At 72.3% G+C, this 15,986-nt stretch carries 9 protein-coding genes; 7 read left to right on the top strand and 2 right to left on the bottom strand.

Features of this window, described 5'->3' with window-relative positions:
* Positions 1-130: 130 nt before the first annotated feature.
* Positions 131-1,297, bottom strand: a complete 1,167-nt coding sequence (locus tag AB0D66_RS01290; protein ID WP_362294788.1) for a hypothetical protein — start codon at positions 1,295-1,297, stop codon at positions 131-133.
* Between the two features lie 422 nt (positions 1,298-1,719).
* Here AB0D66_RS01290 and AB0D66_RS01285 point away from each other — a divergent pair, with 422 nt between their 5' ends.
* From AB0D66_RS01285 to AB0D66_RS01265, 5 genes are all read left to right on the top strand, one after another.
* Positions 1,720-3,033 carry a diaminobutyrate--2-oxoglutarate transaminase family protein gene (locus AB0D66_RS01285; protein WP_362294786.1) on the top strand — a complete coding sequence of 438 codons (1,314 nt, stop codon included), beginning with the start codon at positions 1,720-1,722 and terminating at the stop codon, positions 3,031-3,033.
* A gap of 1,302 nt (positions 3,034-4,335) precedes the next feature.
* A complete protein-coding gene (locus AB0D66_RS01280) occupies positions 4,336-6,288 on the top strand; it encodes an IucA/IucC family protein (RefSeq protein ID WP_362294783.1) in 1,953 nt (650 codons plus the stop codon).
* A 30-nt stretch (positions 6,289-6,318) separates the two neighbouring features.
* Positions 6,319-7,017: a GNAT family N-acetyltransferase gene (locus AB0D66_RS01275; protein ID WP_362294780.1), complete on the top strand. Its 699-nt coding sequence runs from the start codon at positions 6,319-6,321 to the stop codon at positions 7,015-7,017.
* Positions 7,018-7,115: 98 nt separating this feature from the next.
* A complete protein-coding gene (locus AB0D66_RS01270) occupies positions 7,116-8,972 on the top strand; it encodes an IucA/IucC family siderophore biosynthesis protein (RefSeq protein WP_362294777.1) in 1,857 nt (618 codons plus the stop codon).
* A 52-nt stretch (positions 8,973-9,024) separates the two neighbouring features.
* Positions 9,025-10,995: an ATP-dependent DNA helicase gene (locus AB0D66_RS01265; RefSeq protein WP_362294774.1), complete on the top strand. Its 1,971-nt coding sequence runs from the start codon at positions 9,025-9,027 to the stop codon at positions 10,993-10,995.
* Between the two features lie 69 nt (positions 10,996-11,064).
* On the opposite strand, the gene lexA is transcribed toward AB0D66_RS01265, so the two are convergent.
* Complete coding sequence (lexA, locus tag AB0D66_RS01260; RefSeq protein ID WP_069922265.1) at positions 11,065-11,856, bottom strand: transcriptional repressor LexA; 792 nt, start codon at positions 11,854-11,856, stop codon at positions 11,065-11,067.
* Between the two features lie 469 nt (positions 11,857-12,325).
* Here lexA and nrdR point away from each other — a divergent pair, with 469 nt between their 5' ends.
* Positions 12,326-12,838, top strand: a complete 513-nt coding sequence (nrdR, locus tag AB0D66_RS01255; protein WP_362294770.1) for a transcriptional regulator NrdR — start codon at positions 12,326-12,328, stop codon at positions 12,836-12,838.
* Between the two features lie 144 nt (positions 12,839-12,982).
* Entirely contained in the window at positions 12,983-15,874 is a 2,892-nt protein-coding gene (locus AB0D66_RS01250; protein WP_362294767.1) for a vitamin B12-dependent ribonucleotide reductase, read from the top strand.
* Positions 15,875-15,986: the final 112 nt, after the last annotated feature.

Below are 15,986 nucleotides of genomic sequence, written 5' to 3'. Positions count from 1 at the left end.
CCCCTGCGACGCAGGGGGCCTCGGCCGTTCCGGGTGCCGGGTGCCGCGGGCTGCTCGCACCCGGGGCTGCTGCGGCTGCCAGGAACTTCGGCTGCCACTCGGACGTGGGCTGCCACTTGGACGTGGGCCGCTACTTGAACTTGCCGCTCACCGCGTCGAAGATGCCCTTCGCCTCCGGACCCAGCCGGGGTCCGGCCAGCCAGCCCGCCTTGGCCGGGCCGATCGAGGTGTTCGACACCAGCGCAGGCTTGCCGTCAGCACCCGCCGCGACCCAGCCGCCGCCGGAGGAACCGCCCGTCATGGTGCAGCCGATGCGGTACATCACCGGGTCGTTCGCCGTCAGCGACAGCCGGCCCGGCTTGTCCGCGCACTGGTAGGCCTTCTGCCCGTCGAACGGCGAGGCCGCCGGGTAGCCGGTGGCCGTGATGCCCGCGACCTTCGGCACCGCGGGAGCGGCGAACTCCACCGGGAGCGCCGAACCGATCGTCTCCTCCAGGGACTTGCCGCTGCCCTTCTCCGGGGTCACGTGCAGCACCGCGAAGTCGTACGGGGCGCCCGCGCCGCCGGTCGGACCGCCGGTCGCGATCCACTGGTCCGAGGTCTGCGCCCAGTCGCTCCACCAGACGCCGTACGGGGCCACCTGCTCGCGGGGCGCGCCCTTGAGCTGCGCAGCGGGCTTGCCCGCGTTGTTGTACGAGGGGACGAAGGCGATGTTGCGGTACCAGCCGCCGGACTTGCCCGCGTGCACGCAGTGGCCCGCCGTCCAGACCAGGTTGGACTTGCCGGGGTGGGCCGGGTCCTTGACCACGGTCGCCGAGCAGACCATCGAGCCCTCGGGCCCGTCGAAGAAGACCTTGCCGGCCTCCGGAACGCTCTGGTGGTAGGGCGGCTTCGCCGCCTTGGCCGCCACCGGCGCCGGGGCCGGGTCGGTGACGCCCTGGTCCTTGCCCGCGTCCGGGTCGACGGCCGGCTGCTTCGGCTGCTCCGCGTCACGCATGCGGTCCGGGTCCCACAGGTCCTCGATGATCGGGTTGATGTAGTCGCCCGCCTCGCGGAGCCAGTCCTCCTTCTTCCAGTTCTTCCACGCGCCCCCCTTCCACTTCTCCAGGTCGATGCCGTGCTCCTTGAGCTTGTCCTTGAGCTGGTCCGGGATCTTGATCCCGTCCGTGCCCGGAAGGCTCGCCGCCACGGTCGGCTTGGCGTCGCCGCCGGCCTCCCCGTCGCCGGGCCCGCAGGCGGCGGTCAGCGCGAGCGCGGCCGCGCACAGGATCGCGGTGACCGGTCGGTTCGGTCGCATGTCGTTCGTCCCCCTGGTGGATTCGAGGCGTGGAGTGCAGTCCCCCACTATGCCGCCGAGGTTGGGGACGGCACAGCCCGGGGCGGCGGTTCCCCGGCCGTCCCCGCCCGGCGGGCAAGGATCTTGGACCCACCCGTGATCCGTCGCCGCCGGCGTCGTTGGTACGTACGGGGGATGGGCGGGCAGCGCTCGTGTTCGAGGCGCAATCCGGAAGAGCACTCCGTGCGGGAGGACCGACACTCGTGGCTTTGACCGAGCCGGCGGCGGCCGCGGCCGCCGCACAGACACCGCCGCAGCCACCCCCGCTCCAGGTGCCCCAGCACCTGGAACCTCAGGGCCGGACACCCCAAGCCCAGGTGCCACAGGCCCAGGTGCCACAGGCCCAGGTATCGCAGGCCCAGGTACCGGTGCAGGGAAGCCGGTTGCCGGGAGCCGGCGGCCCGGTGCTCGCGGACGGCATCCTGCGCAGGCAGGCACAACGGGAGTCCGCCGCCCGGACGTATGCGCGCTCGCTGCCCATCGTCCCCGTCCGGGCCCGCGGGCTGACCATCGAGGGCGCGGACGGGCGCCGCTACCTCGACTGCCTCTCCGGGGCCGGGACCCTCGCCCTCGGGCACAACCACCCGGTCGTCCTCCAGGCCATCCGCGCAGTCCTCGACTCCGGGGCCCCGCTGCACGTGCTGGACCTCGCCACTCCGGTCAAGGACGCCTTCACCACCGAGCTGTTCGCCAACCTGCCGCCCGAACTGGCCGCCGACGCACGGATCCAGTTCTGCGGACCGGCCGGCACGGACGCCGTGGAGGCCGCCCTCAAACTGGTCCGCACCGCGACCGGCCGCTCCGGGCTGCTCGCCTTCACCGGGGCCTACCACGGGATGACCGCCGGAGCCCTGGACGCCTCGGGCGGCGCCCAGGACGTACGGGTGACCCGGCTGCCGTATCCGCAGGACCACCGCTGCCCGTTCGGAGTCGGCGGCGCCGAGGGAGCCGAACTCGGCGCCCGCTGGACGGAGAACCTGCTGGACGACCCCAAGGGCGGGGTGCCCGCACCCGCCGGGATGATCCTCGAACCGGTCCAGGGCGAGGGCGGGGTCATCCCGGCCCCCGACGCCTGGCTGCGCCGGATGCGGGAGATCACCGCGGCCCGGGGGATCCCGCTGATCGCGGACGAGGTGCAGACGGGCGTCGGCCGGACTGGGGCCTTCTGGGGCGTCGACCACGCCGGGGTGGTGCCCGACGTGATGGTCCTGTCCAAGGCGATCGGGGGCAGCCTGCCGCTCGCGGTGATCGTCTACCGGGCGGGCCTGGACGTGTGGGCCCCGGGCGCCCACGCGGGCACCTTCCGAGGCAACCAGCTGGCCATGGCCGCCGGAACCGCGACGCTCGCCTTCGTCCGCGAGAACCGCCTCGCCGAGCGCGCCGGCGCCCTGGGCGAGCGGATGCTGACGGCGCTGCGCGGCCTGGCCGCCGCGCACCCGTGCATCGGGCACGTACGGGGCCGGGGCCTGATGATCGGCGTCGAACTCGTCGACCCCGACACCGGATCGGCCGCGCCGGCCCTCGCCGAGGCCGTCCGCCAGGAATGCCTGGACCGGGGCCTGATCGTCGAACTCGGCGGCCGCCACAACAGCGTCGTCCGCCTGCTTCCCCCACTGACCCTGACCGACGAGCAGGCCGCGGCGGTCCTCGACCGCCTGGCCGACGCCATCCCGTCCGCCGCCCGCCGGACCCCCTGACCCGCACCCCGAGGACCCCCGATGCCCGATCCCCACCAGCCCACCCCACCCCCAACCCCGCCCACCCAGCCCCCACCCCAAGCCCAGGCCCAGCCCCCCGCACCCGGCCAAGCCCCACCCCAAGCCCCGGCCCTGCCCCCGGCACCCGGCCAAGCCCCGCCCCCATCCTCACCCCCAGGCCTGGCGCACGGTCACACCGCACCCCAAGGCCCAACCAGGGCCCCGACGCACGGCCAATCCCCACCCCAAGCCCCGGCCCTGCCCCCGGCACCCGGCCAATCCCCACCCCAAGCCCCGGCGCAGGGCCCGGTACACGCTCAAACCCCGCCCCAAGGCCCGCACCAAGGGCAACCCTCGCCCCCGCCTCCATCCCAAGCCCACGCCTCGACGCACCCCCCAGCCCCCACCCCGACTCAAGGCCAGGCCTGGGCTCCGGGCCACCCCCCGACCCCGACCCAGGGACCGGCCCAGCCCCCGGCCCAGGGCCAGCCGTGGGCTCCACCGCTCGGCCAGGCTCCGGCCCACGGCACAGCCTCGGCTCCGGGGCGCGCCCCGGCCCCGGAGTCGGCCCACGGGCACACCCCGGCTTCGGGGCACGGGCAGACCCCGGCCCACAGCCTGGCCAGGGCGCAGGCCGACGCCCCTGCCCAGGGCGCTGCCCCGGCTCCGGTACAGGGCCAGACCCCGGCCGCGGCTCATGGCCAGGCTCCGACGCACGGGCACACCTGGGCCTCGGAGCCTGGCCAGGCCCCGACCCCGGCTCTCGGCCAGGCTCCGGCCCACGGGCAGACCCCGGCCCACGTCTTGGGCAAGGCGCAGGCCGACACCCCGGCCCACGGCGCTGCCCCGGCTCCGGTACAGGGCCAGACCTCGGCCGCGGCTCATGGCCAGGCTCCGGCGCATGAGCAGGCCTTGGCCTCGGAGCTTGGCCAGACCCCGGCCGCGGGTCATGGCCAGGCTCCTGTGCACGGGCAGACCTGGGCCTCGGAGCTGGGCCAGCCCCCGACCCCGGCCCACAGCCAGCCCCCGGCGCACGGGCAGGCCTTGGCCTCGGGGCTTGGCCAGGACCCGGTGCATGGCCAGGCCCCAGCCCCGGCCCCGGCCCCGGCCCCGGGACAAGCCCAGGTCGGCGGCCCCGCGGAGGCGTGCCCCGCCCAGGTTCAGGCCGCGGCTTCGGGGCAGGCGCATGCCTCGGCCCTGGGCCCGGCCGAGGCCCATGGGCAGGGGTTTCCCCAAGCCGAGCCCAGCCCCCTGCCCCCGGAATCGGCCCCGGCCGTGCCCCCGACGCCCCCCGTCGGCCCGGTGGAGCAGCCGCAGCCGGGGATCGCGGCCGCCGCCGGGGGAGCCTCGCACCCGCAGGGTTCCGGGGCCGGTGTCGGGGCGGCGCCCACCGTGCCACGGCAGAAGGACGGCACGCCCCGACCCCGGACCGGGTGGGCGGTTCCCGCCGGAGCGGTCCCGAGCGGCGGCCCCGATCCGCTGGACCACCCGGACCCGGCCATCGCCGCAGAGGCCGCGGCGGTGGAGAACCTGCTCCGCTGCTGGATCCGCGAAGCCGCTATCCGACGACCCGACGGCCCCGCCGGGATCCCCCTGCGCATCCCGCTCCCCGCCTCCGGCTCGGCGCTGCTCGTCCCCGTCCGGTACTGGTCCGCCACCGGCTGGCACCGCTTCGGCCCGGCCCGCCTGGCCGGCGCCCCGGCCACCGCCCGCGCCCTGGACGCCGTCACCGTGGCCGCCCTCATCGCCCGCGAAGGCGCCACCCCCAGCCCGGGCACCACCCCGGGCCCCGGCGCTGACGCGCACACCGGAGCAGTCCGAGGCAGCGCCGACCTCGTCGGCCGGGTCGCCGATTCGGTCCGCCGCACCGCTGAGTTCATCGCCGACCGGCGCGAACGCCCGGCCGCCCCCGCCCCCATCGGCGTGGACCGCTTCCTGACCGCCGAACAGTCCCTCCTCCTCGGTCACCCCCTCCAGCCGGACCCGAAGAGCCGCGAAGGACTCTCCGAAGCCGAAGTACGCGGCTACTCACCCGAACTCCACGGCTCCTTCCCCCTGCACTGGTTCGCCATCGAGCCCTCGGCGCTCGCCACCGAATCCGCCTGGACCGAGCGGGGCCGCCCCGTCTCCGCTCCCCAGCTCCTGGGCCGCCTCGCCCCCGGACTTCCGCTCCCCGACGGCACCACCCCCCTTCCCCTCCACCCCTGGCAGGCCCGCGACCTGCTCCAGCGGCCCGCCGTCGCCGCCCTCCGCGACGCCGGACTCCTGCACGACCTCGGCCCCCACGGCGCCCCCTGGTACCCCACCTCCTCCGTCCGCACCGTCCACCGACCCGGTTCACCCGCGATGCTCAAGCTCTCCCTGGGCCTGCGCATCACCAACTCCCGCCGCGAGAACCTCCGCAAGGAACTCCACCGCGGTGTCGAAGTGCACCGGCTGCTCCGCACCGGCCTCGCCGAGCAATGGCAGGCGGCCCACCCCGGCTTCGACATCGTCCGCGACCCTGCCTGGGTCGCCGTCGACGCCCCGGACGGCACCCCCGTCCCCGGACTCGACGCCCTGCTGCGCCACAACCCCTTCCGCTCAGGCGACGACGCCGTCTGCATCGCCGCGCTCACCTCACCCCGCCCCTGGCCCGGCCGGACCACCACGAGCTCCCGGCTCGCCGAGATCGTGTGCGCCCTGGCCGCCGCCACCGGACACACCACCTCCGCCGTCGCCGCCGAGTGGTTCCTGCGCTACCTCGACCACGTGGTCCTGCCGGTCCTCGCCTTCGACGCGCTCGCCGGCATCGCCCTCGAAGCGCACCAGCAGAACACCCTGGTCCTCCTCGACCCGGCCGGCTGGCCGGTCGGCGGCCGCTACCGCGACAACCAGGGCTACTACTTCCGCGAGTCCCACCGCACGCAGCTGGAGCGCCGGCTCCCCGGAATCGGCAGCCTCAGCGACACCTTCGTCTCCGACGCCGTCACCGACGAACGCTTCGCCTACTACCTCGGCATCAACAACGTGCTCGGCCTGATCGGCGCCTTCGGATCCCAGCGGCTCGCCGACGAACGCGTGCTCCTCGCCGCCTTCCGCCGCTTCCTCGGCAAGGCCGCAGGCCTGGGCCCGCTCCCCGCGAAGCTGCTCGACTCGCCCACGCTGCGCTGCAAGGCGAACCTGCTCACCCGCCTGGGCGGCCTCGACGAACTCGTCGGACCCGTGGACACCCAGTCCGTCTACGTCACCATCACCAACCCCCTCCACGATTGACGCGTCGGAACCGACGCGGGGAAGAGCCCCATGCCCACCACAGACGCCCCCGCCGCCTTTGCCGGCTCCACCACCCACGCCACCGGCACGGGCCGCGCCCTCGACGACACCCTCGAACTGCGGCTCCCCGCCGGGCTGCTCCCCCTGCTCGCCGAAGCCGACCTCCTCGACTCCCCGGCCACCTGGGGCAGCATCCGCACCGCCGCCGGAGCCTTCCGCCTGGAACCCGTACGACCGGGACGCGACCTCAAGCTCCTCACCGGCTGGATGAACGACCCCGCAGTGGCCGCCTACTGGGAACTCGCCGGTCCCGCCGAGGTCACCGCCGCCCACCTGCGGGCCCAACTCAACGGCGACGGCCGCAGCATCCCCTGCCTCGGCCTCCTCAACGGCACACCGATGAGCTACTGGGAGATCTACCGGGCCGACCTCGACCCGCTCTCCCGCCACTACCCGGCGCGCCCGCACGACACGGGTATCCACCTGCTCATCGGAGACGGCACGAACCGCGGCCGCGGTCTGGGCACCGCCCTGCTGCGCGCCGTCGCCGACCTGGTGCTCGACAACCGCCCTCGCTGTACACGCGTCATCGCGGAACCGGACATCCGCAACACCCCCTCCGTATCGGCTTTCCTGAGCTCTGGTTTCCGCTGCCACACCGAAATCGACCTGCCCGAGAAGCGCGCCGCCCTGATGGTCCGGGAGCGGGCGCTGCGCAATCTCCTCTGAGTGCCGCCCCGCGCGTCCCGACGGTCATCGCCGCTTCGCACCTCTCCCTTCGAAAACTCTGCGCCACGCAGCAAAGTTCCCGATCTCCGAGGAGTCCCGTGCCGAATTTCCCCGCAGCCCCCGACTCCGCGGAATCCCCGCTGCCGCCGTCGCCCCAACACCCCTGCACACCACCCGAGCTGACCGCCGCGACCTGGGACCGAGCCGCCCGCCGCCTGCTCGCCAAGATGCTCGCCGAGTTCGCCTACGAGGAGATCATCAGCCCCGAGCCCACCCCGGTCGCGGCCCAGGACGCGTGGATCCTGACCCTGGACGACGGCAGCCTCCTCGGCTTCCGCGCCCGCCGCCGCTCGTACGGCAGCTGGCACGTCGACCCCGACACGATCACCCTCACCCCGCCCGCCCCCTCCACGCGGCCGCCGACCTCCTTCGGGGACCCGTACGCCTTCCTCGTCCGCTCCCGGGCGCTCCTCGGCCTCGACGGAGCCACCCTCGGCCACCTCGTCCGCGAGCTCAGCGCCACCCTCGCCGCCGACGCCCGGATCGACCACACCGCGCTCACCGCCGACGTCCTCGCCGACCTGGACTACGCGCACCTCGAAGGCCACCAGACCGGACACCCCTGGCTGGTCCTCAACAAGGGCCGCATCGGCCTCTCCTCCGCCGACGCCGCGGCCTGGGCGCCGGAGGCCCGCACCCGGCAGCGGCTGCCCTGGCTCGCCGCCCACACCTCGCTCGCCGCGTACCGCGGGACCGCCGGCCTGGAGGAGCCCGCCCGCCTCTACGCCGCCGAGCTCGACCCCGCAACCCGGGCCGGCTTCGACCAGGCCCTGCGCGACCGCGGGCTGGACCCGCTCCACTACCTCTACCTGCCGGTCCACCCCTGGCAGTGGGACGAGGTCGTCCTCCCGCTCTTCGCCCCCGCACTCGCCAACGGCGCCCTCGTACCCCTGCCCGCCGACCCCGACATGCGGCTGCCCCAGCAGTCGATCCGCACCTTCCTCAACCTCACCCGCCCCGACCGGCACAGCGTCAAGCTCCCGCTCTCCGTCTTCAACACCATGGTCTGGCGCGGCCTGCCCAGCGATCTGGCCCTCGCGGCCCCCGCCGTCACCGAGTGGATCCACTCCCTCCGCGACGCCGACCCCTTCCTCCGCGAGGAATGCGGGGTCGTCCTGCTGGGCGAGGTCGCCTCCGTCACCGTCCGCCACCCCGTCTACGACGCACTCCCCGAGGTCCCCTACCAGTACAAGGAGCTCCTCGGCGCGATCTGGCGCGAGCCGCTGACCGGACGCCTCGCACCCGGCGAGCGCGCCCGCACCCTGGCGTGCCTCCTGCACACCGACCCCCGCGGCCGGTCCTTCACCGCCGAGCTCGTCGCCCGGTCCGGGCTGACCCCCAGCGTCTGGCTGCAGCGCCTCTTCGCCGCCCTGCTGCCACCGCTCCTGCACTTCCTCTACCGCTACGGCACCGTCTTCTCCCCGCACGGCGAGAACGCCATCGTGATCTTCGACGAGCACGACGTGCCGGTCCGGCTCGCGGTCAAGGACTTTGTGGACGACGTCAACATCGCCGCCGAACCCCTGCCCGAGCTGGCCTCCCTGCCCGACGAGGTCCGGGCGGTGCTGCTCACCGAGCCCGCCGACTTCCTGCCCCAGTTCATCCACTCCGGGCTCTTCGTCGGCGTCTTCCGCTACCTCGCGGCCCTGTGCGAGGACCGCCTCGGGGTCCCGGAGGGCGAGTTCTGGTCGCTCGTACGGGCGGAGATCCTCCGCCACCAGGCCCGGTTCCCCGAGCTGAAGGACCGCTACGAGCTCTTCGACCTGCTCGGCGAGCGCATCGTACGGCTCTGCCTGAACCGGAACCGGCTCTACGAGGACGGCTACCGCGACCGCCCCGTCCGCCCCCACGCCGTGCAGCACGGCACCGTCCCCAACCCCTTGTACCAGCCATGAATCCTCGCCGGTGCGGTCGCTGTCGGTGGCGCCCCGTAGGGTTGGCAGTGCTATGACGAAGCCCTCCCTCCCCGACCTGCTGCACGCCGCCGTCTCCGCCGTCGGCGGTACGGAGCGCCCCGGCCAGGTGGCCATGGCCGAAGCCGTCGCCGAAGCGATCGACGACAACTCCCACCGGCTCATCCAGGCCGGCACCGGCACCGGCAAGTCCCTCGGCTACCTGGTGCCGGCGCTCGCCCACGGCGAGCGCGTGGTCGTGGCCACGGCGACCCTCGCGCTCCAGCGGCAGCTCGTCGAGCGCGACCTGCCCCGGACGGTGGAGGCCCTGCATCCGCAGCTGCGCCGCCGCCCGCAGTTCGCCATGCTCAAGGGCCGTTCCAACTACCTGTGCCTGCACCGCCTGCACGAGGGTGCTCCGCAGGACGAGGAGGAGGGCCTCTTCGACCAGTTCGAGGCGGCCACCCCCACCAGCAAGCTCGGCAAGGACCTGCTGCGCCTGCGCGACTGGGCGGACGAGACCGAGACCGGCGACCGCGACGACCTCACGCCGGGCGTCTCGGACAAGGCCTGGTCGCAGATCTCCGTGTCCTCGCGCGAGTGCCTGGGCGCGACGAAGTGCGCGTACGGGGCCGAGTGCTTCGCCGAGGCGGCCCGCGAGCGGGCCAAGCTCGCGGACGTGGTCGTCACCAACCACGCGCTGCTGGCCATCGACGCCATCGAGGGCGCGCCCGTGCTGCCGCAGCACGAGGTGCTGATCGTGGACGAGGCCCACGAACTGGTCTCCCGGGTGACCGGCGTCGCCACCGGCGAGCTCACCCCCGGGCAGGTCAACCGGGCGGTGAAGCGGGCGGCCAAGCTGGTCGACGAGAAGACGGCCGACTCCCTGCAGACCGCCTCGGAGTCTTTCGAGCGGGTCATGGAGCTGGCGCTCCCCGGCCGGCTGGAGGAGACCCCCGAGGACCTCGGCTACGCCCTGATGGCGTTGCGGGACGCGGCGCGCAACGTGATCTCGGCGATCGGCGCGACCCGTGACAAGTCCGTCCACGACGAGGACGCCGTCCGCAAGCAGGCCCTCGCCGCGGTCGAGAGCATCCACGGCGTGGCGGAGCGGATCACCAACCGCTCCGAGTACGACGTCGTCTGGTACGAGCGCCACGACCGCTTCGGCGCCACGCTGCGGGTCGCCCCCCTGTCGGTGTCGGGCCTGCTGCGCGAGAAGCTCTTCGAGGACCGCTCCGTGGTCCTGACCTCGGCGACCCTCAAGCTCGGCGGCGATTTCAACGGCGTCGCGGCCTCCATGGGCCTGGCCCCCGAGGGGGTGGAGGGGGACGACGCGCCGGTGTGGAAGGGCCTGGACGTCGGTTCGCCCTTCGACTACCCGAAGCAGGGCATCCTCTACGTCGCCAAGCACCTGGCCACACCGGGCCGCGAGGGCACCCGCGGCGACATGATGGACGAGCTCGCGGAGCTGATCGAGGCCGCCGGCGGACGCACCCTCGGACTCTTCTCCTCCATGCGCGGGGCCAAGGCGGCCGCCGAGGAACTGCGCGGCCGGCTCGACAACCCGATCCTGCTCCAGGGCGAGGAGACGCTCGGTGAGCTGATCAAGGCGTTCGCCGCCGACCCGAAGACGTGCCTGTTCGGGACGCTGTCACTGTGGCAGGGCGTGGACGTGCCCGGCCCCAGCTGCCAGCTGGTGGTGATGGACAGGATTCCGTTCCCGCGTCCCGACGATCCGCTGATGAGCGCCCGGCAGAAGTCGGTGGAGGAGCACGGCGGCAACGGGTTCATGGCCGTCGCGGCCACGCATGCCGCGCTGCTGATGGCCCAGGGCGCGGGGCGTCTCGTGCGGGCCATGGGCGACCGGGGCGTCGTCGCGGTCCTGGATCCCCGCCTGGCCACGGCTCGGTACGGGAGCTTCCTGCGGGCCACGCTGCCGGACTTCTGGTACACCACGGACCGGAACCAGGCCCGCCGCTCGCTGGCCGCCATCGACGCGTCCGCGCAGGCCGACGGGAAGTAGTTCGCGAGGACAAGGGCAACCCCCGGGACCGGCGCAGTGGATCCCGGGGGCTGGACGGAGGCGGCGGGGTCAGACCCGACGCAGTACGGCGACGACCTTGCCGAGGATGGTCGCCTCGTCGCCGGGGATCGGCTGGTAGGCGGAGTTGTGCGGGAGGAGCCAGACGTGGCCGTCCTCGCGCTTGAAGCGCTTGACCGTGGCCTCGCCGTCCAGCATCGCGGCGACGATGTCGCCGTTCTCCGCCACCGGCTGGCGACGGACCGTGACCCAGTCCCCGTCACAGATGGCCGCCTCGATCATCGAGTCGCCGACGACCTTGAGGACGAAGAGCTCGCCGTCACCCACGAGCTGGCGGGGGAGCGGGAACACATCCTCGACCGACTCCTCGGCGAGGATCGGGCCGCCGGCTGCGATCCGGCCGACCAGGGGAACGTAGGAGGCGGCGGGCTTGCCGGTGGTGTCCGTCTGCTGCGAGCTGGGCTGGTCGGAGCCGCGCACCTCGTAGGCCCGGGGGCGGTGCGGGTCGCGGCGCAGGAAGCCCTTCCGCTCCAGGGCCATCAGCTGGTGGGCGACGGACGACGTGCTGGACAGGCCGACCGCCTGGCCGATCTCCCGCATCGACGGCGGGTAACCCCGCCGCTGCACGGAGTCGCGAATGACCTCGATGACCCTCCGCTGCCGGTCCGTGAGCCCGGAGCTGTCGGCGCGGATGCCTGGAGGTCGACCTGGCAGCGAGCGTGCGGGGCGTACGGGCTCCGCCTCCGGGTTCAGGTTTGCGTCGTTCATGGCATGCACCGGCTCAAGTCGGCTCTGGGAGCGGTTCTGGGCAGTGATGGCGGCACTGTCTGCGGTCGTGGTCACGTCGGCCCCTCTCGAAATGTTCTCCCTAGCTGGACAACGGTAGTTGCTTTCGAAAGGTTGCGCCAAACACACGTTCGAGTGAAAAATCGCAGATCGTCCCGCGTGGGCAAATCGAGAGGTGTATGGGCGATCGGCTGGCCGAACGCGGGTTCGGCCCGGCGTTCGCTGCTTACGGTACCCTTCCCGGTCGGATCAAGGCCCTCCGGGTCAGCGCCCAGTGTGGCACCGAAAGGCCTCGTATCCGCCTATCGGACGCCGCGACACGCGGAGCCGGGTAAATCCACCACAACCCAAGATCTAGTGGTTGGATGAGCGCAGCCGCCCAGAAGTTGTGGTCCCCGGGTCCGCTGAGGGTCCGGACATCGCATATGCTGGTGGCTGCTCCACGAGCCCCCGGCAGAGCCCGTCTCGGTCGTTCCGGGGCCTCGTGAGGTGATTCAGTCGTGCCAAGAGGGAGGGTGAGGGAACCATGCACTGCCCCTTCTGCAGGCACCCCGACAGCCGCGTCGTCGACAGCCGCACCACGGACGACGGCACGTCGATCCGCCGGCGCCGTCAGTGCCCCGACTGCTCCCGTCGCTTCACGACGGTGGAGACGGCCTCGCTGATGGTGATCAAGCGCAGCGGGGTGACCGAACCCTTCAGCCGTACCAAGGTCATCTCCGGCGTGCGCAAGGCGTGCCAGGGGCGGCCGGTCACCGAGGACGCCCTCGCCAAGCTCGGCCAGCGGGTCGAGGAGGCGCTGCGCGCCACCGGGAGCGCCGAGCTGACCACCCACGACGTGGGTCTGGCCATACTCGGCCCGTTGCAGGAACTCGACCTGGTCGCGTACCTGCGCTTCGCGTCCGTTTACAAAGCGTTCGACACCCTTGAAGACTTCGAGACCGCCATCGCGGAACTGCGCGAGCGGCGGCCTCACCCCGAAGAGTGCGGGCCCGGTGGGACCGGATCGGTCCCCGTGCCCGCCTCCGCCGCCGACTGACCGGACGGCCCTCCCCGCGGCGCTCGCGCTCCGCGGTGTGGCCGGTCAGTCGCGCGAAGAGACGTAGATACAGAGACACAGCACCGTGCCGCGGAATAACGCTGGCACTTTAGGGCGTTTTTGCCCGCATATGGGAGGCCTGGCATGACAGAGACGGCGAGCAGCTCGGCACGTGGTTCCCGCGCCAAGGGGACCAAGGCAGCCAAGGGCGGCCTGCGTATCGAGCGCATCCACACCACCCCCGGCGTGCACCCGTACGACGAGGTGAGCTGGGAGCGCCGTGACGTCGTCATGACCAACTGGCGCGACGGCTCGGTCAACTTCGAGCAGCGTGGTGTCGAGTTCCCCGACTTCTGGTCGGTGAACGCGGTCAACATCGTCACCAGCAAGTACTTCCGCGGCGCGGTCGGCACCCCGCAGCGCGAGACCGGTCTGAAGCAGCTGATCGACCGGATCGTGAAGACGTACACGAAGGCCGGCGAGGACAACGACTACTTCTCCTCGCCCGCCGACGCGGAGATCTTCGAGCACGAGCTGACCTACGCCCTGCTGCACCAGATCTTCAGCTTCAACTCCCCGGTGTGGTTCAACGTCGGCACGCCCCAGCCGCAGCAGGTCTCCGCCTGCTTCATCCTGGCCGTCGACGACTCCATGGAGTCGATCCTCGACTGGTACAAGGAAGAGGGCATGATCTTCAAGGGCGGCTCCGGCGCCGGCCTGAACCTCTCCCGCATCCGCTCCTCCAAGGAGCTCCTCTCCTCCGGCGGCAACGCCTCCGGCCCGGTCTCCTTCATGCGCGGCGCCGACGCGTCCGCAGGAACGATCAAGTCGGGCGGCGCCACCCGCCGCGCGGCGAAGATGGTCGTCCTGGACGTGGACCACCCGGACGTCGAGGCCTTCATCGAGACCAAGGTGAAGGAGGAGGAGAAGATCCGCGCCCTGCGCGACGCGGGCTTCGACATGGACCTGGGCGGCGACGACATCACGTCCGTCCAGTACCAGAACGCCAACAACTCCGTCCGCGTGAACGACGAGTTCATGACGGCCGTCGAGAACGGCAGCCAGTTCGGCCTGCGTGCCCGCATGACCGGCGAGGTCATCGAGAAGGTCGACGCCAAGGCGCTCTTCCGCAAGCTCGCCGAGGCCGCGTGGGCCTGCGCCGACCCGGGCATCCAGTACGACGGTGTGATCAACAACTGGCACACCTGCCCCGAGTCCGGCCGCATCACCGCGTCCAACCCGTGCAGCGAGTACATGCACCTGGACAACACGTCCTGCAACCTCGCCTCGCTCAACCTGATGAAGTTCCTGAACGACGACGGCAAGGGCAACCAGTCCTTCGACGCCGAGCGCTTCGCCAAGGTCGTCGAGCTCGTCATCACCGCGATGGACATCTCCATCTGCTTCGCGGACTTCCCGACGCAGAAGATCGGCGAGAACACCCGCGCCTTCCGCCAGCTGGGCATCGGCTACGCCAACCTCGGCGCCCTGCTGATGGCCACCGGCCACGCGTACGACTCGGACGGCGGCCGCACCCTCGCCGCGTCGATCACCTCGCTGATGACCGGTACCGCCTACAAGCGCTCCGCCGAGCTGGCCGCCATCGTCGGCCCGTACGACGGCTACGCCCGCAACGCCGAGTCGCACAAGCGCGTCATGAAGCAGCACTCCGACGCCAACGCCGTCGCGCCGCGCACCGAGGACCTGGACAACGCGATCTGGGCCGCCGCGACCGAGGCCTGGCAGGACGTCCTGCGCCTCGGTGAGAAGAACGGCTTCCGCAACTCCCAGGCCTCCGTCCTGGCGCCGACCGGCACCATCGGTCTGGCGATGTCCTGCGACACCACCGGTGTCGAGCCGGACCTGGCCCTGGTCAAGTTCAAGAAGCTCGTCGGCGGCGGCTCGATGCAGATCGTCAACGGCACCGTGCCGCAGGCCCTGCGCCGCATGGGCTACCAGGAGGAGCAGATCGAGGCGATCGTCTCCCACATCGCCGAGCACGGTGTGGTCGTCGACGCCCCGGGCCTGAAGCCCGAGCACTACGAGGTCTTCGACTGCGCGATGGGCGAGCGCTCCATCTCCGCGATGGGCCACGTCCGCATGATGGCCGCGATCCAGCCCTGGATCTCCGGCGCGATCTCGAAGACGGTCAACATGCCGGAGACGGCGACCGTCGAGGAGATCGAGGAGATCTACTTCGAGGCGTGGAAGATGGGCGTCAAGGCGCTCGCGATCTACCGCGACAACTGCAAGGTCGGCCAGCCCCTCTCCGCCAAGAAGAAGGAGGAGGAGAAGGAGGAGGTCACCGCCAAGACGGAGGAGACCATCCGCGCCGCCGTCGAGAAGGTCATCGAGTACCGCCCCGTCCGCAAGCGCCTCCCCAAGGGCCGCCCGGGCATCACCACCTCCTTCACGGTCGGTGGCGCCGAGGGCTACATGACCGCGAACTCCTACCCGGACGACGGTCTGGGCGAGGTCTTCCTGAAGATGTCCAAGCAGGGCTCGACCCTCGCGGGCATGATGGACGCCTTCTCGATCGCCGTCTCGGTCGGCCTGCAGTACGGCGTGCCGCTGGAGACCTACGTCTCGAAGTTCACCAACATGCGCTTCGAGCCGGCCGGCATGACGGACGACCCGGACGTGCGGATGGCGCAGTCGATCGTCGACTACATCTTCCGCCGCCTGGCGCTGGACTTCCTGCCCTTCGAGACCCGCTCGGCCCTCGGCATCCACACCGCCGAGGAGCGCCAGCGCCACCTGGAGACCGGCTCCTACGAGCCCCTCGATGAGGAGCTGGACACCGAGTCCCTGGCGCAGTCGGCCCCGCTCGCCGCGGTGCCGTCGGCCCCGAAGCCGGTCGCGCCCGCCGTGCCGCTCCCGGCTCCGAAGACGGCGCACAGCAACGCCGAACTGGTCGAGATGCAGCTCGGCGTCTCCGCCGACGCCCCGCTGTGCTTCTCCTGCGGTACGAAGATGCAGCGCGCCGGCTCCTGCTACATCTGCGAGGGCTGCGGCTCCACCAGCGGCTGCAGCTGACAGCGCGCCGGCTGGGCGTGAAACAGCAGTTCAGGGCGGTGGGGCTCGTTACCGGGCCCCGCCGCCCTCGGCGTTTGGCTCCCCGCGTCCGCCGCGGGGAGCTTTTCGGTTC

This window comes from Streptomyces sp. NPDC048270 (assembly GCF_040652335.1).
Taxonomy (GTDB): domain Bacteria; phylum Actinomycetota; class Actinomycetes; order Streptomycetales; family Streptomycetaceae; genus Streptomyces.
This window is presented reverse-complemented; position numbering and strand designations above follow the sequence as displayed.